The sequence below is a fragment of the Pseudozobellia thermophila genome (assembly GCF_900141855.1).
Lineage (GTDB): Bacteria > Bacteroidota > Bacteroidia > Flavobacteriales > Flavobacteriaceae > Pseudozobellia > Pseudozobellia thermophila.
In genome coordinates this window covers 1-19,353 of record NZ_FQYU01000001.1, presented here as the reverse complement: position 1 = coordinate 19,353, position 19,353 = coordinate 1, and the positions used below count along the sequence as shown (strand labels likewise).

Sequence of the window (19,353 nt, the reverse complement as noted above, 5' to 3'; positions counted from 1 at the left end):
CTACGTCTTTTTGTAATCGATGAGTTTTTGTGGGCCTTCCAAGAGTACGCGTACGACCCGTAAGGTACCGTCTTCGGTCGTGGCAATGTGCCACTTGATGAGCGAAATTTGCCCTTTTTCGATTTCCATACCCGTTATGCTCCGCGGGTGTACGCAGCTCCCATCGTTGAAAAGGGGGATGTCTCCCGGTTCAGGAAAGCGTGGCCTGTGGGTATGGCCTACGACCGTGATCGTCAAATCGTTTTGTAGGATCCATTTTTTGATGCGCCGCTCGAGCTTGATGAGTTCGGTGTAGTTTTTGGCGGGACTGGTGGGGTCGGCTATGCCCCAAACCTGGAGCGGTTTCCAGAGCACCCTTACAAGAAAACGGCTCCAGCGCCAGAAGGTGTAGTTCCACCAATCGGCCTGGTGGCCGTGGGTCAAAAATAGTTCTTGCCCGGTCTCCCTGTGCTTCAGTACCACGGCCTCGTTGTACTTGATGCCTTCAAAGAGTTCCTTTGATTCGCCGTCTATGGGCTCAAAATAGCTGCTCAGGTTTCTTTTTACATATTCAGGGTCTTTGTAAACCATGTCGTGGTTGCCCCAGATCATGTGAAGCCTTTTTTCAAGATGAAATTTTTTAATGAGCTCGTAAACATTTTTATGGGCCTCGAAAATCGATTCGAAGTTCAGGTTTTCCCAAAGCTCGTCGCCGTCGCCCAGTTCGCAGTATTGAAAGCCTTCCTTGTAGTAGTGGGTAAGGGCGTGGAAGTAAATGTTTCTATTGTTGGCAAAATCGTCGGCAAAGCTGTTGTCGCCCCGGTGGCAATCGCTAAAGAGTATAAATTTCGAACGGTCATCGAACACAATTGTTTTTGCATTTTCGTATGCTCGTGATAACCTTCGGTACGATGACATTTTTTTGGGTTGAAACGTGTTCGCTAAGTTAAACAGTTATTTATAACCTCGAAAGAAAAGTAGGGCTCTTGGGTGTGCTGCCGGACGGGTTAGGGGGCTTTGGGGTCAAAAATTCGTCAAGCGGGTCACGAACAAGGGTGTTTAAAGATTCATTTAGTGATCCGAGGGTATTTATTTTGTAATTTTACACCCAAGGATACGACCAAAAATGGGTATGAAAGTAGAAAAAGGCAAAGAGCTTCCTTTGATGCAACTTATTAGCTTTAACAAGCTGTTGCGTAACTACGAGGTTATGGCCAAAAGCGACGATGAGTTCTTGGCTCAAAAGGCACGCCGTATTTTGGCCGCGCAGGCCCCCTATCCCGAGTTGCGGGAGGGGTTTACCGATGTTTCTTTGTTGGATAAGCACAAGGAGGTCATTCAAATAATACTACAGGACGTTTTTCCCGAGGTCTTGACCGATAACGAGATCAAGGCGGCCTCGCTTCCCTATAACGACGTTATCTTCAATTCGTCAAGACGCTTCAGGAAAATTTTGGAAGAAGCCGGGGGAAAGGGTTTCGTTCCGGAAATGCGAAGTATGCCCCACGATCAGATGTACGTAATGGCCTGTGCCGTGATACTCAATTTTTATTATGGCTTTTCGTTGGACTTTAAACGGCCTATTTTCTACGACATACCGGATGCAAACGGGGTAATACGGCACTATCGCATACTCTACAATGCCGATTTTATCGAACTTGAACCCACCGATAAGGCCAAAGACCTTACGCCTGAAGATTTCGACGAATTGCTGGCCAATTTCGACAATATCGATTTGTGGAAGGAGAAAATACCCCCAAATAGCTTTATCTCAAAAGGCTTTGTGATTTCGAATATGTTCGATGTCTCTGCCGAGCATTCGATTTCGGAAATAAAATCGAGCCTGATCGCCAGTGCCAAAAGAACCGACGAGGGCTTTATGGAAGGCCTTCAAGAGACCTTTAGGTCTTTCTTCAACAAGGCCAACCTCAGGGCGGGCTTTATGACCTATAATGCGAAAAACGATAGTTTTGAACCTGTGTATGGCGATGGCATGGAAAGTTTTGTCCTTAAGAATAACGAGACCGTAAATTGTAAGGACATCCTTTGTGGTTATTCTTATGGGAAATTGCTTAACGAAAACACCTATTTTGCCATATCCGATATCGATCGTTACACCAAAAATTCCAAAGCCGTCTTGTACAAGAGACTTGGGGAACAGGGCATCAAGAGCGCTATTTTCGCTCCCATTGCCCATAACGACGAGTTGTTGGGCGTATTGGAGCTGGTGTCGACCGAAAAGAACGTCCTTAACAGTGTCAATGCCCACAAGCTCGAAGATATCATGCCCTATATCGTATCGGCCGTGTTGCGCTCCAAAACGGAGGAAGAAAACCTGATTGATGCCATTATACAAAATGAATGTACCTCGGTACACGAGGCCGTGTATTGGCGTTTTCAGGAAGAGGCCAAGCGCTTTATAAAGGATGAGCTCGAGGGGGTTCAGCCCACCTTTAGGGAAATCGTCTTCAAAGAGGTGAATCCGCTATACGGCCAAATCGATATCAAGAATTCTTCCGATGCCCGAAACAGGGCCATCCAGCGCGATTTGATGATCCAACTCTCGGCAGTTAACAAGGTGTTGGAAAGTGCATGGCAAAAGAGCAGGTTGCCGATCTACGAAGAGTTGATGTTCAGGGTCAACGACCATATGGAAGATATTAAGGAGGTTCTTCATACCAATAGCGAGCAGGCCATCTTCAATTTTATCGCCGACGAGATCCACCCGGTATTCGCCCATTTGAAAAAGACCGATCGCGATCTGCGCAACCTGATCATGGAATATGAATCGTCGATAGACAAGGGTACCGATTCGTATTACGACCATCGAAGAAATTACGACGAAAGCGTCATGCTGATCAACAAACGCTTGGCCGCCCTTATCGATAGAAGGCAACGGGATGCCCAAGCCATGTTTCCCCACTATTTTGAGCGGTACAAGACCGACGGTGTTGAGCACAATATGTACATTGGCGATTCGATAGCGGGCGATCTTGAGTTCGACCCGATATATTTGAGCAACCTGCGTTTGTGGCAATTGCAGGTGATGTGCGAAATGGAAAATACGCACTATAAACTAAGGCCCGAACTTCCGGTGCCCCTTGATGTGGCCTCTTTGATACTGGTCTATAATACCTCGCTTTCCATCCGTTTTCGAATGGACGAAAAACGCTTCGACGTAGACGGTACCTACAATGCCCGTTACGAGGTGATCAAAAAGCGCATCGACAAATCGTTTATCAAGGGCACCAACGAACGGCTTACCCAACCCGGAAAAATGGCCATCGTCTATTCACAGAAAAAGGACGAGTTGGAGTACTTGCGCTATATCAAGTTCTTGAAGTCCAAGGGCTACTTTACCGGCAAGGTCGAAATCGTGGAGCTTGAGGGCCTACAGGGCGTATCGGGGCTGAAGGCCATACGTGCCGATATTCTGTACAGCAAGGCCGACCGGGCCGAGGAAAAGACCTTTACCTACGACGACCTGATGGAAGAGTTGAGGGCATAAACCCATCGGTGACAGTGTTGGTATAAAAAGCTCGGGGCTTTGGGGCGGCACTTGTCCAAGGGCAGCCTATCATCGGTAATATCCCTATCTTAGTGGTATGAATATACAATCGGAACTTCATAAGGCTTCCCTTTTTCAAAACCTCGAACTTTTGGCCAACCAAGTTGTGGAAGGCTTTATCAGTGGCATTCATAAAAGTCCGTTTCACGGATTTTCGGCGGAGTTTGCCGAACACAAGATTTACAATACCGGGGAGAGTACCAGGCATATCGATTGGAAACTGTATGCCAAGACCGACAAGCTTTACACCAAAAGGTATGAGGAGGAGACCAATTTGCGCTGCCATATGATCTTGGACAATTCGGCTTCGATGCACTACCCCGATGTTGGGCCTTTGTCCATTTTGAACCTAAACAAAATAGGCTATGGGGTATTGGCCATTGCCGCCCTTATGAACGTATTGAAGCGGCAGCGCGATGCCGTCGGCCTAAGTGTGTTTTCGGATGGGTACAAGTATTATGCCCCGGAGAAGGGGAGCGAGCGCCATCATCAAATGTTGCTGGCCAAGTTGGCCGAATTGGCCACGGAGGCCCAACCGCCCCAAAGTACGGAAACCTATACCTATCTTCACCTAATTGCCGAAAAAATAAAACGGCGCAGTCTTATTTTTCTGTTTACCGATATGTTTCAGACCGAGACCGACGACGAAAAACTGTTCGACGCCCTGCGCCATTTGAAATACAACAAGCACGAAGTGGTCCTTTTTCATTTATTGGACAAGGCGACGGAATGCGATTTTAATTTTGAAAACGTGCCCAAGCGCTTTGTCGATGTGGAGACCGGGGAGCATATCGATCTTTACAGCGATACGGTAAGGGAAAGTTATGGTAAGAACATAAGGGCTTATTTTGAGACACTTAAGCTCAGGTGTGCCAAATACCGCATCAAATATGTCGAGGTCGATGTGAAGGCCGATTTCTCAAAAGTATTGAACACGTATTTGGTGGAGCGAAGAAAATTTTTGTAAGAAGGGCTTATTTTTAATAAAAATAGTTTGTGCAATTGAATAAGCGATGTATATTTGCACTCGCTAAACGCCACGGTCTGGTAGTTCAGTTGGTTAGAATACCTGCCTGTCACGCAGGGGGTCGCGGGTTCGAGTCCCGTCCAGACCGCAAAAAGCCTTCAACGCAAGTTGGGGGCTTTTTTGTTTTTGCCCCTGTCGTCCAAGTTGCCCCGAAAAGGGCCTGTATGGGAGCGATTTTGGAATTAGGTGACCTCCTCCCCACTATTTTCTATTTACACGCTTTATGAGATGGTGCTATGATAACTGATAAAGTCCTTTATTTGTCCATAATTAGTGCTTCCTGTCCAAAAGGTTACTAATGACTCACTTAATTGACATCTAAAATTCCTTTTTTGATTTGGTATAAGATTCTTTGAACTCCTTGTAAAGATTTATCCATTTTTAAGGCCAAGGTAGTTTCGGTAATATCTGCTTTCGGCTTTTCAAGGATTGCATCGTCTATAATATGTATGATGGTCTTGTAAAGTTTTTCATTCGCTTCTAATATAGGTTTCATCTTTCTACCTATAATTCTAGCGGCCGCAGTAGTCGTTTGAAAAGAATCATCAAATAAATCCAAGTGTTTTTCATAGGCTTCCTGTTCATAGAATTCCCATCCCGAGTTCAATAATAATGAGATATCTTCTATGTCTTTGGTTCTATCTAGGTTATCGCTCCACGAGACCAGTTTAAGAATTATAAGTCCTACCATAGGTGTAGTAGGCAATGTAAACCCCGCTTCTTTAATATATACTTTTTCTAGTTGCTCGCCCACTTCTTTGAAGCCTAAAACAGATAGTTCTATATTCCTTTGGTCAAAATTAACTGTATGATTTTGTTCAATTTCGCCATAGGGAAGGAGGTCTAATACAGTATTGGTTTTTTCATATGCCAATCGATAAATTTCATTTGTTTTTTGAAATCCCTTACTACATAATTCTTCAATCAGGGATTGATATTTAGTAAAGTCGGGTACCATAACAGCAAAATCTATATCAGCCGTAATACGTGTGGGCTTGATTCCTGCACGATAAAGTTGAACATCCCTGGCATTGGCACCTATTAAATAGTAGGTAATGTTGTTGGCTACGAAGACCTCCTCTAAAATATGATATACCTCCCTGTGATTGGCAAAGGAGTAATCCTTATAGGTTAGGTTTGACATATTGGTCAAAGATGATTTTGGCGGTTTCTAAATTTCTCTCGTTTCCACTATGAACAAGTTCGGCATAGATCAATATTGGGTGGGCCACATTTTTTCCCAAGGCAAGATTTGTGATAGACTCAATGGCACTTTTGTCTCGCCAAAACTTAAGGTAAACGGATATAGGGCCATCGGGGTCTGGAACCAGCCTGAACTTAGTAATGATATCTCTTTTTTCTTCCGTGGTGTAAAGGGAAAAAAGTTCTGGAGTTAGATGGTTTGTGAGCAGTGACGCAGCGGGTTCTCCTCCCCACTTTAAACTTGGATAAAGTAATTTGTTTCGCCAATCATTTTCATTAAAGGCCGAGAATGTGAATTGACCTATTTTGTAGTTAGGCAATACTTTTTCATTAAAAACAGGAATCCACCTTTCGAGTAGCTCTTCTCGGTTAACAAGTTGATATTTTTTTTCATCATTCCACTTAATTATAAAACCTTCTTCTTGTAGCTGGTTAAGTATTTTACTGGTGCTGCCTATTGATACCTCACTTTGATGTGCCAAATATCTAACCGTTTTGTTAATGGTTTCCGGGTGTTTTAATAATTGAAAGATTAGTTGGCAGCCAGCTTGCGTAAAAATTTTTGTGTTTGTGTTGTAAATGGGTTTGCCGTTATTTTTTTCAATATATAACTTTAACCCTTCAAGGTTTAGAAAGGCATTTCCATAACTCTCTATATAATTGATGCCTTGAGCTTTTAAAACTTCTTTAGCTGTGGGGGTAATATATTTTGAGGCAACTAAGACCGGAAGTTTTTTACTTCTTTTTTTTATAAAATGATATACGTTTTGAGGTCTTACTTCATTTTTAAATTCAACGAATACAGGCTCCCCGTTAATTTCGTATATTTTTTCAGCACGTTCTTTATTATGTGATAAATAGCGTACTTCCGTTTCGAAATCTAGCGCGTCAAACCACTCGTTTAAGTATATGGTACTCAACATTTGTTCATTTTTTAATATTGTTCATGTAACATGAACATCCAAATATATTGAAATAAAATGTCTATTCGAAAAAAATGTATTATAAAGGCAAGACTTGAATTAATTGATTTGGGACCAACCATTGAGTAAATTAGCAAAAATTAAGAAATGTAGCTTCAACGATTAAAAGCGATTTGTGTCGAAGATAACATACCATTACCAGGTAGAGGATACGGGTAAAAAATTAGATTTAATAAAAATGTAAATAAAATGGTATTATCACCAAGAGAAAAATCAGGACTCGGAAATATATTTAAAAGTTAGAAACAGATTATGACAGGTGTGCCTATAAATTAGAACATCGAATGGATTTAAAGGTTGAAGTGCTCAGTAGCGTCTCGACATTTCATTCGCTCGAACGAACTATTAAGAAGTTACTTTAAAATTGAGAAAATAGTAAGGATATAATTAAACTTTATAAGCTTTCTCAAGAGAATCACTTCTTGCCTAATCCTAGAGATGCGAAACTTAAGCCTAGAGCATTTTGGTTTATGGATACCCTTATCCGATTGGTTGAAGGTATGGGATGTAAAATTAAATTTTATTGCAATCGTGCCCATGTTGAGATATTTGATTAATTGACTGAGATAAACTTAGGGCAAAAAGTCTATAGAAAAAGGAAAGAAGACCCAACTGGTTCAAGTCGGAGCCTGTCCCGACCCGTCGGGATCCAGACCGCAAAAAGCCTTCAACGCAAGTTGGGGGCTTTTTTGTTTTCTACTTCTTCCCACGGCGAATCTTGGCGCTTCCCTGTCCTTTTCTGGGGGTTCAACGGACGGTTAACCCTGCCTTGCCCATAAAAAAATAGTCTTCCTCCTGTTTTTATCGCTTGTCTTTTTGTAATTTGAAAGGGAAAAATAAAATCCGACGGTGGGTTACGATTGGGTACTTGGGCTTATTTAAGTGCGCAGTCGCATCGTATCGTTCAGGATTTGGTTACCGAGCTATAATTTTATGTTGTAGTATTCGTTAGTAAAGGAATTGATTAATAAACAGAATTCAAATCATGGGTAAATTCGAAATTAAAAAAGACAAGTCTGACCAGTTCAGGTTTAATTTGAAGGCCTCGAACGGGCAGGTTATTTTAAGTAGTGAAGCATACAAAACCAAGGCTTCTTGCGACAATGGGATCGAATCGGTACGCAAAAATTCGCAGGACGATGCCAAATACGACAGAAAGACGGCGAAAGACGGCAGCCCTTACTTTAATTTAAAGGCCTCCAATGGCCAGGTAATCGGTGCGAGCCAAATGTATTCCAATGCCTCGGCCATGGAAAACGGCATTGCCTCGGTCAAGAAAAATGCACCCGACGCGGTGGTCGAAGAGGTATAGTAGCTATAACTAGTTTGGGGAATTTCCCTAAATCTTAAAGTATAAGGCAGGCCCCAAGGCCTGCCTTACGTGTTGTGTAGGCACGCAATTGGGCATATAAATGGTAAGGATTCTTAAATTTTTCTTTTGAACGGTATCCGAATGATTTGGTCAAGTCCTTTGCCAATTGCTTTGTCTTAATAAGTCAAAATAAGATTGGGTTCTCTCGATCAAGGCCTATGGCACCGTTCCGTTATAAGGAGCTTCGATGCTACATCGAACATCCGCTTGCCCTTTTGATTCCCCCTTTGCTTATAAAAAAACCACTAGGGCCCTACCGTTTTTTTACTCGTGCCCATTGGCCGCCCTACGATGTTTTCGAGCCATTTCGAGGGGCCTAAATTGCATCTGCAGGTCGTTATGCTTGTCAATTTCTTGATCGGAACCCTCTTTTCATAAAAATACAATGGCTTTCATATGTACCGGTACGATTGATCGTGTCGACAAAATGCACTTTCGTTGCCGGTTTTTATATACAAAAAATAAGGCTTCCCATACAAAACGCCCTTAACAGACAACAATAAATGGTTTAGGTCTTTCTTCGATACTATATTTGATAAACTATAAATATCGTTTACCTGTAGTTTGGGGTAACCTTTATACACTAGCCATTGTTTTATGAAGTTCTCACTTAGGCCTGGGCTTGCCGCCCTTGGCCGGATAAAAAAGTAAGACCGTTTGCTTATCGCCAAATATCTTGCAAATAGGTAAAAATAGGTTCAGTAAAGAATTTAAGTAACAGGCGGCGATTCAAGTTTGTCGTCCTCGAATAAATTGTAGTAAGTAGTCAGGGGAAAGGGGGAGAAGCCATGCTTCTCCCTTTTTTTGTTTTATAACGTACCTGAGTTTCTTTCTCACCAACTAGCCCATACCCGGTACTACGCATCTTGATAGGATCCAGGGTTTGAATTGGTTAATAAGACAATTATCAATTAGCAATGAACAATGAACAATTAACAGTTAGCAGTTGGCAGTTTGCAGTTGGCAGGTTACAATGAACAATTAGCAATTAGCAATTAGCAATGAACAGTTAGCAATGAACAGTTAACAGTTAACAGTTAGCAGTTAGCAGTTAGCAGTTGGCAGTTAGCAGTTAGCAGTTGGCAGTTGGCAGTTGGCAGTTTGCAGTTGGCGGTTGGCGGTGATTCTTGTGGTGCTTACTCCTTACTTCATACTGAGTACTGCACACTGCGTACTTCACTAACTAGTAACTATTAACTAAAAACTAAAAACTACGAACTACTGAACACTGAACACTGAACACTGCGCACTGAGTACTGCTACTGAACACTGCCTACCCCATACGGTTCAAGATCCACGGTAACGGACCTCTGTTCTTTTTTTTCAGAAATGGTAGGCGTATATGGTATTGCGCTTAAAACAGGAAAGAGCCCCGAATCGAGGCTCTTTTGTACTATTGATGGTCTTCCTTTGTCTATTGTTCCAGGCCAAAATAGTCGGCGACGGCATTATAGTCCGAAGTGTCGACTCCGGCAGCTTTTAGCTCTGTCATTGGATTTCCTCCGTTCTTTGCCGTATTGGACAGTTTCATGGCCACCATGACCAAATGGGTATATTCCCCTCCAGGAATCTCCACGGGAGTATCGTTCTTATCATAAAAAAAGACATACAATCTTCCAACTTGAAAATCAGGATAGATCCTTGCATAGCTATTGTTTCCGTACAAGCTTCCCGGAATGGGATACCTCAGGCCCGATTTATGATCAATATAAAAGAGATAGGCATAGTCTTCAAGATCATCTTCGATATAGCCCGTCATACTGAGGTTGAAATTGGTGTAGTCGAGGAATACATCAAGGTTATATTTGTACAATTTTACATTGGCGTTGCCATCGGCCCCATCTTGGCCATCCTCACCGTCCATACCCTGACAGTCCAAGGCATCCACAACACCATCCAAATTGATGTCTTCATTGGCATCATCTTCGGTAATGTCCCCAATTCCATTTCCGTTGAGGTCCCAACAGCTTATACCATCGGCACCATCGAGTCCGTCAGCACCGGCAACTCCTTGGGGCCCCTCGGGGCCTTCGGGGCCTATGTCCCCGTCTTCACCGGAACAGGAAACGAAGCCTATGGCCAAAAGCAACATGGTTGTCATGAGCAACGGGCTTTTTGACCGCTTAAAACTAAGGGAGTCAAATCTTTGGCTCTTTAAGCCCAATAGGGGCAATGTAATGCTCGATGGCATTCTAAATGAGAAAAAACTTGTTTTCATGTTTTTGTTTTTATATTTTGAGGGGCGAAATTAATGGCATCCGTACCACACTTGACCAAGCTTGGTGATGGGAGGTCGAATCGGTTTCGCCAACGCTTCCTTTTTTTGTATAGCTTGCCCGTAAGGGTCTTTTTTAGCGGAAATTGCAGACGGTACGCTATTTATGCAAGCCATACACCTATTGATACCAAGTATCATGATGTAGCGGCATGGCGGGCGATCAATTTTTAATTTTGGGAAAATAGCATATGCCATGAGAGCCATTATTGTAGATGATGAGGTTGCGGCCATAAACAGTTTATCCTGGGAATTGCGGAAACATACCGACTTCATTTCCGTTATTGAAACCTTTACCTCTCCCAAAGAGGCCATCTCCGGGATAAATTACCTGAAACCGGATTGCGTTTTTTTGGATATAGAAATGCCGGAAATGAGTGGCTTTTCCCTTTTGGACAAATTGGAATACCGCAACTTTGCCGTGGTGATAACCACGGCCTATAACCAATACGCCATAAAGGCCATAAAGGAAAGCGCCGTAGATTACCTATTGAAGCCTGTGGACGAGGACGATATAGCCTGCGTGATTGAAAAATTGAAAAGGATAAACGGGGCGCAGAATTTTCAACATCAGTTTGAACAGACCTTTGAGGCCCTCTCGAAAGCCAGTTCCCCGCAGGTGGTGCCGATACCCGTAAGTGGAAAGGTCTTGTTCCTCCGGGTGGAGGAAATTTTATATTGCGAGTCCGATGGCAATTACTCCAAAGTGGTTTTGGAATCGGGAGAGCGGCTACTGGTGTCAAAAAAACTAAAGGAACTGGAAGAGCTCTTGCCCAAGAGGTTCTTTTTCAGGGTGCATAATTCTTACATTGTACACCTGCTGAAGGTAAACGAGTATTTGCGGTCCGAGGGCTATCTTGTTCTGTCCGATAAAAATAAGATTCCGATTTCCAGAAACAAAAGGGAGGCATTCTTAAACAGTATGGGCCACTAGACCTTATTACGGAGCTACTATGGATTTTTTAAAGGAAAGCAACCAAAACGGGTTCGGGTTTTTCGTGGTGTCGGTGCTCTTCTACCTCTTTGTATTCTTTTTGATCCAGTTCTTTCAGCACAAAAAACGCTTCTATCTCTTTTACAGCCTTTATGCCCTGGTCAACGGGGTAAACCTGCTCAAGTACATTGATGGCGTCTTTTTCTCCGATTTTTTCGATTCGCTTGTAGGAAGGAATCTCACCTACTGGATGCATTATCCCGCGCAATTGACGGCATCTATGCTATTCTGCTTCTTTATTATGGATATCATGCGATTAAAAAGGGAATATCCGACTATTGTCAAAGGCATTTTATGGACGTATGCGGTCGTATCGCCGGTTTACCTGTCGTTATGGGCAGTGCAATTGATCGGCTATCAACCTTATTGGATCGGTTATTTCCACGGCTTTTTCTTCCTTCCCTTGAACGTGGTCTTGTTCGTAGTGGTGCTTTATATGGTGATGGGGCGAGAGCGAATGATCAAATGGTATATTCTGAGCGGTATGTCGGCCCTTTTTATTTCCTACGTGACCATTACCCTGTTTTCGTTGGAAAAATCTGGGGTTGAAGAAGAAACGCTTTATATTTTCTATCTGGGGGTTTTGATCGAAAGTCTATTGTTTGCCTTGGCTATTGGGCTCGAACAAAAAATGGCGTATAAAAAGAAGGCCATTGTACAGAAAAAGTACATTGCCCAATTGGAAGAGAACCAGGCCATCAAGGAGAGTATCAACCGCACATTGTCGGATGAATTGATACAGACAAAGACCGAGATGGAGGGGCTCACCACAGAGGCGCAAAAAGAACGTACCGAAAAGCTTACCATGAAAATGGAGAACAGGTTTGCCCAACTTCGCCTCGATGCCCTCCGTGGTCAAATGAACCCCCATTTTATCTTCAATGCGCTGGGCTCGATCAAGTCGTACTTGATCGAGAACAATCAAGAGAAGGCCATTTATTACTTGGGAAGGTTTTCGAAATTGATACGTGGCACCTTGGAGAGTTCCCGCGAAGACCTTATTACCTTGGAAAAGGAAATGAATACCATTCGCATGTATGTGGAAATAGAAAGCGACCGCTTTAAGAACAACATTACCTATACCTATCACGTCGATGAAAGCCTGAAACCAGACCAGGTGCTTATTCCTTCTTTACTGCTTCAACCCTTTGTCGAAAATTCGATTTGGCACGGTCTTACCACCAAAAAAGGGGACAAACTATTGAAGATCGAAATCAAGGCCGAAGGTCCCGACCGACTACGGATAACCGTTGAGGATAACGGAATCGGTCGCGAAGCATCCCAAAAGCGAAACCTCCACGCCCAGTTCAAGGACAAATCACTGGGCCTCTCCATTTTACAAGACCGCTTGGATTTTTTCTCGAAAAAGTTCAAGGAGGAGTTCAAGGTAAGGGTAATTGACCTCAAGGAAGAAAAAACAGGGAAGCCCATGGGTACAAAAGTGGTTTTGTCTTTGCCGATACTTACTGTGGGAACTATGTAATCCCCCTTTGGAATAAGGCAATAATCTGGTGAATACCCCTAGGTTTATCTAGTATTTATAGGTTTTTAACGATAGCGCTTTTATTGAAGGGAAGATGGGTTACGGGGCGGTTGGCAGTGAGCAGTGGACAATGAACAATTAGCAATTAACAATTAACAATTAGCAGTGAACAGTTGGCAGGTTACAATGAACAATTAGCAATTAGCAATTAGCAATGAACAGTTAGCAATGAACAGTTAACAGTTAGCAGTTAGCAGTTGGCGGTTGGCGGTGATTCTTGTGGTGCTTACTCCTTACTTCATACTGAGTACTGCACACTGCGTACTTCACTAACTATTAACTATTAACTAAAAACTATTAACTAAAAACTACGAACTACTGAACACTGCATACTGCGTACTGCACACTGAGTACTGAACACAGAACACTGCCTACTGAACACTGCCTACTGTATACATTGGTTCGATTTGGGTTTTTATCAGTCTTCCATTATTTTAGGGTTGGGCAAACCTTTTCCTTACCGCCAGGTAGAAAAGAAGGGAAGTAGCGTATAGATAGCGTTTACGGTAGGGTGCTTCCATAGAAAAACGAGGGTGTTGTCAACTATTTCACTGCGAAATAGCTTATGAATGCAAAAGTACTAATAAAGACATTTAAAGATAATAAACAGAAAGCGACACTGGAATCAACCAATGCCGCCTTAAATGTTTTCACAACGGAATAATCCTTATTGTGAATTGCTTTCAGATATGCAAATATAAAAAAAGTCGTAGAAGTCTTCAATACGCTTTTCTGTAAGGAACTTAAAAAATAACTCAGTATTTTACCCTTTTTAGAAAAAACCAAACAACATGAAACGAATTTTAGGATTGGACCTAGGAACCAACTCTATTGGATGGGCGTTGGTGGATGAAGCTGAAAATACCAGTGAAAAATCGGAAATTGTAAAGCTTGGTGTTCGAGTAATTCAATATGATAATTTCAGTAAGGTTGATAAATCTGGTAAAGTCTCGGAGTCAAAAAATCCTATTGCCGATTTTATAGGAGGAAAAGGGCTCTCTCCAAATGCTTCCAGAACACAAAAAAGAGGAGCAAGACGTAATTTGCAACGCTACAAATTAAGAAGGGAAAACCTTATTTCAATTTTAAAAGATAATAATATCATTAATGATGATACTCCTCTAACCGAAATAGGAAAAAACACCACTCACGAAACTCTAAGATTAAGAGCTTTGGCAGCGAAAGAGCAAATTGATTTAACTGATTTTGCAAAAGTTCTTTTGGCCATCAACAAGAAAAGAGGATATAAGAGTAGTAGAAAAGCTACCAGTGAAGAGGAAGGACAGGCTATAGATGGTATGGCGATTGCCAAAACCTTATATGAGGAAGGTTTAACTCCAGGACAGTATGTGCTGAGGTTATTAAAAGAAAACAAAAAGTATATCCCTGATTTTTATCGTTCCGATTTAAAAAATGAGTTTAAGAACGTTTGGGAATCTCAAAAAAAATATTACCCTGATATTCTTACGGATGATTTATTTAAAGCCTTGGAAGGGAAAAACAAAAGCCAAACTTGGGCTATTTGTCAGAAGCCTTTTGAGATTGTTGGAATCAAACAAAAAGGTACGGCTGCTGAAAAACGTTTGCAGCGTTATCAATGGCGCGTAGAAGCTTTGACACAGAAGCTTGAATTGGAACATTTAGCGATAGTGCTTCAAGACATCAATAATGATTTAAACAAGTCTAGCGGGTATTTAGGAGCAATCTCCGATAGAAGCAAGGCCTTATATTTTAATGGAGAAACAGTTGGAGAATATTTATATAAACAGGTATTAAAAAACCCGCATACTACCTTAAAAAACCAAGTGTTTTATCGCCAAGATTATCTTGATGAGTTTGAAACCTTATGGGAAACACAGAGTAAATATCATCCAGAACTTACAGATGACTTAAAGAAAGAGATTAGAGATGTGGTTATTTTCTACCAGCGTAAGTTAAAATCCCAAAAAGGATTGATAAGTTTTTGTCAGTTTGAAAGTTGGGAGCAAACTTATGTTGAAAAAGAAACAGGAAAACATAAGGCCAGAACCATAGGCAGAAAGGTAATTCCAAAATCGTCCCCACTTTTTCAAGAGTTTAAAATATGGCAGAACCTAAATAACCTAGAATTTCGGAATACCGAAGAGAATAAGATAATTGAATTTCAAAAATTGGATAAGGAAACAAAAGAAGCCATTTTTGAAGAATTAAACCTACGAGGTGATTTAAAACCAAATGACATATTAAAAATTCTGAACAAGTACATTTTAGAGATAAAAAAGCTCTCGGATTGGAAGTGCAATTTTGAAAAAATAGAAGGGAATAGAACCAACAAAGCGCTTTATGATGTCTATCAAATCATAGCCGAAAACGAAGGGTATGGTTTTGATTGGGCAAAAAAATCCGCTAAAGCTATAAAGAGCGAACTTAAATCCATTTTCCCAGAAATAGGTATCGATGCAGCTATTCTTGATTTTGATGCGGATAAAGATGACTTTGATAAACAAGCAAGCTATCAATTGTGGCATTTGTTATATTCTGCCGAAGAAGACGATAAAATAACAGAAGAAGACAAGCTCGTTTATGGAAACTCGAGTGTGGCTCTAAAAAAGAAACTAAATCTTAAGTATGGTTTTAAACCACAATATGTGGCAATGTTGGCCAATATGGCACTACAGCCCGATTATGGCAATCTGTCCTCAAAAGCAATTAGAAAGATTTTACCTTACCTAAAAGAGGGACATGTCTATTCGGAAGCATGTGATTTGGCAGGCTATAACCATTCCAATAGTTTAACCGCAGAAGAACAAGCGAACAGGGTACTGAAACCGTCATTGGAATTGCTTAAGAAAAACAGTTTACGTAACCCTGTTGTAGAGAAAATATTAAATCAAATGGTTAACCTTGTTAACCAGGTTATTGAAACGTATGGCAAACCTGACGAAGTACGAATTGAATTGGCCAGAGAGCTTAAAAAGTCGGCCAAGGAACGTGCCGATATGACCAAAAGTATCGCAGATGCTACCAAGCGTAATGAAGATATAAGAAAGACCATTACCAAAGAATTTGGTATCCCTAATCCTACTAAAAACGATGTGGTCCGATACCGTTTGTGGAAGGAATTAGAAACAAGGGGTTTTAAAGATATTTTTACCAACACCCAAATCAAACACGAGGATTTATTTAGCAAAAAAATAGATATTGAACATATTATCCCCAAGGCCATGTTGTTTGATGATTCTTATTCAAACAAGACCTTGGCTTTCAAGAAAGACAACTTAAAAAAGGCCGATCGTACAGCCTACGATTTTATTGCCCAAGATTATCAGTCAGATTTAGAGAATTATGAGCTACGTGTAGAGGAGTTGTTCAAAGGGGGGTATATATCGAAAGCCAAGCGCAATAAGCTGTTAATGACAAAAAGCAAGTTGCCCGATGGATTTATTGAGCGCGATTTACGTAATAGCCAATACATAGCCAAGAAAGCCAAACAAATGCTTTATGAAGTGTTTAGGAATGTAGTGTCCACTTCAGGTAGTATTACAGATAAGTTACGTGAAGATTGGGATTTAATAAACGTAATGAAGGAACTCAATTTACCTAAATACCGTGCTTTGGGCTTAACAGAAATGGAAGAGCGGAAAAATGGTAAAAAAATTGAGGTTATTAAAGATTGGACCAAAAGAAATGACCATAGACACCATGCCATGGATGCTTTAACCGTTGCTTTTACCACACATAATCATATACAGTACCTAAATAACCTAAACACTTATCATAGTTTAAAGGATGGCGGTATTGATTTGGAAAATAGCCCACTTTATGCCTTGAAAAACACGATTACCAAAGTGTATAAAGACAAAAATGGTAATAGTAAACGAAAGTTTATTCCTCCAATGCCCAATTTTAGGTCAAAAGCCAAAGAGCATATAGAATCCATTTTAATTTCCTTTAAAACCAAAAACAAAGTCGTAACCCAGAACATTAATAAAACAAAGAAAGGTGGTGGTAAGTATAATGCCAAGGTTCAATTAACGCCTAGAGGACAATTACATAAAGAAACCGTTTACGGCAAAATAAAACAACCACAAGCTAAGGCAACCAAACTCAATAAGCGCTTTACGATAGAACAGGCAAAATTAATTATAGACAAAGCACAAAGAGAATTGGTGTTATCTCATTTGGCACAGTTTAACAATAATGGAGAACAGGCCTTTGATGCCAAAACAATAAAGAAACAACCTTTATTCTATAAAGGAGAATCTTTAAAAGAGGTCATGTGTTTTGAAGAGGTTTATACGATAAGAAAGGAAATTGGGCCCGAACTAAAAATCGAAAAGGTTATTGATGAAAAAATAAAAGCTGTACTTAAAGAACGATTGAACGAATACGGAAACAATGCAAAAGAAGCATTTTCCAACTTAGACAAACACCCTATTTGGTTAAATAAAGAAAAGGGTATTTCTATAAAACGGGTTACCATTAAAGGTGTTAACAATGCCGAACCTCTTCATACGGCCAAAGATCATTTAGGAAATGAAATTTTAGATGACAACGGGCAAGCGATACCTGTTGACTATGTGAGCACTGGAAATAATCACCATGTAGCCATTTATGAGGATAAAGATGGAAAGCTGCAAGAAAAAGTCGTTTCGTTTTATGAGGCTGTTGCCAGAGTAAACGAAGGCTTACCTGTTGTAGACAAAGATTATAATGTAAACTTAGGATGGAAATTTAAGTTTACAATGAAGCAGAATGAAATGTTTGTTTTTCCTTCGGAAAATTTTGAGCCAAAGGAAATTGATTTGATGGATGGGAAAAATGCAGCCTTGATTAGCCCAAATTTGTTTCGGGTTCAGAAAATCTCAACAAAAAATTATATGTTTTCTCATCATCTGGAAACTCAGGCGACAACAGGGGATGATTTAAAAAAACTTAAGATGTTGTCTGGAAAGAAATACCAATTCCTTCAAACACCTGAAAAGTTAGATGGAATAATTAAGGTGAGATTGAATTATCTGGGAGAAATCGTTCAAGTAGGGGAATATTAACAAAAAGCCATGATCAAACGCACCCTGTTTTTTGGCAACCCTGCCTATTTAAGCACCCGTAACGAGCAGTTGGTGGTCCGCTATCCCGAGGAAGACCGACCGGAAAAAACGGTAGCTATCGAAGACCTGGGCTATGTGGTGCTCGAAGATCCGCAGATCACCCTGACCAACGGGCTGCTGATGAAACTGGTACAGAACAAGACGGCCGTGATCACCTGCGACCGGCAGCACCTGCCCTGTAGCTTTCTCCAGCCCTTGGTAGGCCATACCGAACAGACCGAGCGGATGCGCCACCAACTCAACGCCAGCCTGCCCCTAAAAAAGCAGCTCTGGCAACAGACGGTCATGGCCAAGATCGAGAACCAGGCCCGGCATTTGTTGGCCCGCCAAAAGAGGGCCCTAAAGCTAAGGCGCTGGGCCCGGGAGGTAAAGAGCGGCGATGCCGAAAACCACGAGGCCATTGCCGCCGCCTATTACTTTCAGCATTTGTTCGACCTCGAAGGCTTTAGCCGCAACCAAAAGGGCCTGCCGCCCAATAACCTGCTTAATTACGGCTATGCCATTTTACGGGCGGTGACGGCCCGGGCCCTGTGCTCCAGTGGCCTGCTGCCCTCGGTGGGCATTTTTCACCGCAACAAGTACAATGCTTTTTGCTTGGCCGATGACATCATGGAGCCCTATCGGCCCTATGTCGATGCCTTGGTCTACGAGATTGTGGAAACGGGCTGCGCGATCGAGGAACTGAACAAGAACCTAAAGGCCGAACTCTTGCGGATCCCGGCCATGGACGTGGTCATAGACGGCAAGCAAAGCCCCTTGATGAACGCCATGAGCCGCACCACCAACAGCCTGTACGAATGCTTTTTGGGCAGTAGCCGGAAGCTCATGTACCCCGAATTTGAATAGTTAAGAAGGCTTCTGGCAAAGACCGGGCATGTATGGACCAAAACCGATTTGAACGACTCAACCAATACCGAAGCATGTGGGTACTTGTTTTTTTTGACCTGCCGACCGACACCCTGACCGATAGAAAGTATGCGGCCAAGTTCAGGAAGGACTTGCTGAACGACGGCTTTGCCATGTTCCAGTTCAGTATCTATATGCGCTTTTGCGCCAGTAGGGAAAATGCCGCCGTACACATTAAGCGGGTCAAAAGGGCCCTGCCCAAGAAGGGAAAGGTGGCGATCATGCAGATTACCGACAAACAGTTTGGCATGATTGAACTGTTCCACGGGCAAAAGGAGCTGGAGCCCGAACCGCCTAGCCAACAGTTGGAGCTGTTTTAGAAAACAAATTCCTTGATGGGCCAAGGGGTGTGCCCTATTTTTGATATTTGTTTTTTTATTCTATGACAGGGGCTAAAAACAAGAATACCAGCC

12 protein-coding genes and 1 tRNA gene are annotated in these 19,353 nt (G+C 41.9%); 9 read left to right on the top strand and 4 right to left on the bottom strand.

The window, feature by feature from the left end:
• Complete coding sequence (locus tag BUB37_RS00075; protein WP_072986501.1) at positions 1 to 897, bottom strand: metallophosphoesterase; 897 nt, start codon at positions 895 to 897, stop codon at positions 1 to 3.
• 214 nt (positions 898 to 1,111) lie between these two features.
• Here BUB37_RS00075 and BUB37_RS00070 point away from each other — a divergent pair, with 214 nt between their 5' ends.
• From BUB37_RS00070 to BUB37_RS00060, 3 genes are all read left to right on the top strand, one after another.
• Entirely contained in the window at positions 1,112 to 3,487 is a 2,376-nt protein-coding gene (locus BUB37_RS00070) for a GAF domain-containing protein (protein ID WP_072989577.1), read from the top strand.
• 97 nt (positions 3,488 to 3,584) lie between these two features.
• Positions 3,585 to 4,514 (top strand): DUF58 domain-containing protein, encoded by a 930-nt coding sequence (locus BUB37_RS00065; protein WP_072986499.1) that lies wholly within the window; start codon positions 3,585 to 3,587, stop codon positions 4,512 to 4,514.
• Positions 4,515 to 4,588: 74 nt separating this feature from the next.
• A tRNA-Asp gene (locus tag BUB37_RS00060) sits at positions 4,589 to 4,662 on the top strand.
• Positions 4,663 to 4,881: 219 nt separating this feature from the next.
• On the opposite strand, the gene BUB37_RS00055 is transcribed toward BUB37_RS00060, so the two are convergent.
• Both BUB37_RS00055 and BUB37_RS00050 read right to left on the bottom strand, forming a co-directional pair.
• Positions 4,882 to 5,718 (bottom strand): nucleotidyl transferase AbiEii/AbiGii toxin family protein, encoded by an 837-nt coding sequence (locus tag BUB37_RS00055; protein WP_072986496.1) that lies wholly within the window; start codon positions 5,716 to 5,718, stop codon positions 4,882 to 4,884.
• Positions 5,699 to 6,700: a type IV toxin-antitoxin system AbiEi family antitoxin gene (locus BUB37_RS00050; RefSeq protein WP_072986494.1), complete on the bottom strand. Its 1,002-nt coding sequence runs from the start codon at positions 6,698 to 6,700 to the stop codon at positions 5,699 to 5,701. Before BUB37_RS00050 ends, BUB37_RS00055 begins: the two co-directional genes overlap by 20 nt.
• A 1,045-nt stretch (positions 6,701 to 7,745) precedes the next feature.
• Between BUB37_RS00050 and BUB37_RS00045 the strand changes: the two genes are divergently transcribed.
• On the top strand, positions 7,746 to 8,072 hold the full coding sequence (locus tag BUB37_RS00045) for a YegP family protein (protein ID WP_072986492.1): 327 nt from the start codon (positions 7,746 to 7,748) through the stop codon (positions 8,070 to 8,072).
• A 1,474-nt stretch (positions 8,073 to 9,546) separates the two neighbouring features.
• Here BUB37_RS00045 and BUB37_RS00035 read toward each other — a convergent pair.
• Entirely contained in the window at positions 9,547 to 10,350 is an 804-nt protein-coding gene (locus tag BUB37_RS00035; RefSeq protein ID WP_139278045.1) for a collagen-like protein, read from the bottom strand.
• A 253-nt stretch (positions 10,351 to 10,603) separates the two neighbouring features.
• Between BUB37_RS00035 and BUB37_RS00025 the strand changes: the two genes are divergently transcribed.
• From BUB37_RS00025 to cas2, 5 genes are all read left to right on the top strand, one after another.
• Positions 10,604 to 11,341: a LytR/AlgR family response regulator transcription factor gene (locus BUB37_RS00025; RefSeq protein ID WP_072986483.1), complete on the top strand. Its 738-nt coding sequence runs from the start codon at positions 10,604 to 10,606 to the stop codon at positions 11,339 to 11,341.
• Positions 11,342 to 11,360: 19 nt separating this feature from the next.
• Positions 11,361 to 12,884, top strand: a complete 1,524-nt coding sequence (locus BUB37_RS00020; RefSeq protein WP_072986480.1) for a sensor histidine kinase — start codon at positions 11,361 to 11,363, stop codon at positions 12,882 to 12,884.
• Between the two features lie 851 nt (positions 12,885 to 13,735).
• Positions 13,736 to 17,974 (top strand): type II CRISPR RNA-guided endonuclease Cas9, encoded by a 4,239-nt coding sequence (gene cas9 / locus BUB37_RS00015; RefSeq protein WP_072986478.1) that lies wholly within the window; start codon positions 13,736 to 13,738, stop codon positions 17,972 to 17,974.
• 9 nt (positions 17,975 to 17,983) lie between these two features.
• The gene (gene cas1 / locus BUB37_RS00010) at positions 17,984 to 18,880 is read left to right on the top strand and encodes a type II CRISPR-associated endonuclease Cas1 (RefSeq protein ID WP_072986476.1); all 897 of its coding nucleotides are present in this window, start codon (positions 17,984 to 17,986) and stop codon (positions 18,878 to 18,880) included.
• A gap of 32 nt (positions 18,881 to 18,912) precedes the next feature.
• On the top strand, positions 18,913 to 19,260 hold the full coding sequence (gene cas2, locus BUB37_RS00005) for a CRISPR-associated endonuclease Cas2 (protein ID WP_072986473.1): 348 nt from the start codon (positions 18,913 to 18,915) through the stop codon (positions 19,258 to 19,260).
• Positions 19,261 to 19,353 lie beyond the last annotated feature (93 nt).

What these genes read in the sequence shown, in the direction of transcription:
- BUB37_RS00075 (WP_072986501.1), bottom strand. Translation starts at nt 897, where the DNA reads ATGTCATCGTACCGAAGGTTATCACGAGCATACGAAAATGCAAAAACA.
- BUB37_RS00070 (WP_072989577.1), top strand. Translation starts at nt 1,112, where the DNA reads ATGAAAGTAGAAAAAGGCAAAGAGCTTCCTTTGATGCAACTTATTAGC.
- BUB37_RS00065 (WP_072986499.1), top strand. Translation starts at nt 3,585, where the DNA reads ATGAATATACAATCGGAACTTCATAAGGCTTCCCTTTTTCAAAACCTC.
- BUB37_RS00055 (WP_072986496.1), bottom strand. Translation starts at nt 5,718, where the DNA reads ATGTCAAACCTAACCTATAAGGATTACTCCTTTGCCAATCACAGGGAG.
- BUB37_RS00050 (WP_072986494.1), bottom strand. Translation starts at nt 6,700, where the DNA reads ATGTTGAGTACCATATACTTAAACGAGTGGTTTGACGCGCTAGATTTC.
- BUB37_RS00045 (WP_072986492.1), top strand. Translation starts at nt 7,746, where the DNA reads ATGGGTAAATTCGAAATTAAAAAAGACAAGTCTGACCAGTTCAGGTTT.
- BUB37_RS00035 (WP_139278045.1), bottom strand. Translation starts at nt 10,350, where the DNA reads ATGAAAACAAGTTTTTTCTCATTTAGAATGCCATCGAGCATTACATTG.
- BUB37_RS00025 (WP_072986483.1), top strand. Translation starts at nt 10,604, where the DNA reads ATGAGAGCCATTATTGTAGATGATGAGGTTGCGGCCATAAACAGTTTA.
- BUB37_RS00020 (WP_072986480.1), top strand. Translation starts at nt 11,361, where the DNA reads ATGGATTTTTTAAAGGAAAGCAACCAAAACGGGTTCGGGTTTTTCGTG.
- cas9 (WP_072986478.1), top strand. Translation starts at nt 13,736, where the DNA reads ATGAAACGAATTTTAGGATTGGACCTAGGAACCAACTCTATTGGATGG.
- cas1 (WP_072986476.1), top strand. Translation starts at nt 17,984, where the DNA reads ATGATCAAACGCACCCTGTTTTTTGGCAACCCTGCCTATTTAAGCACC.
- cas2 (WP_072986473.1), top strand. Translation starts at nt 18,913, where the DNA reads ATGGACCAAAACCGATTTGAACGACTCAACCAATACCGAAGCATGTGG.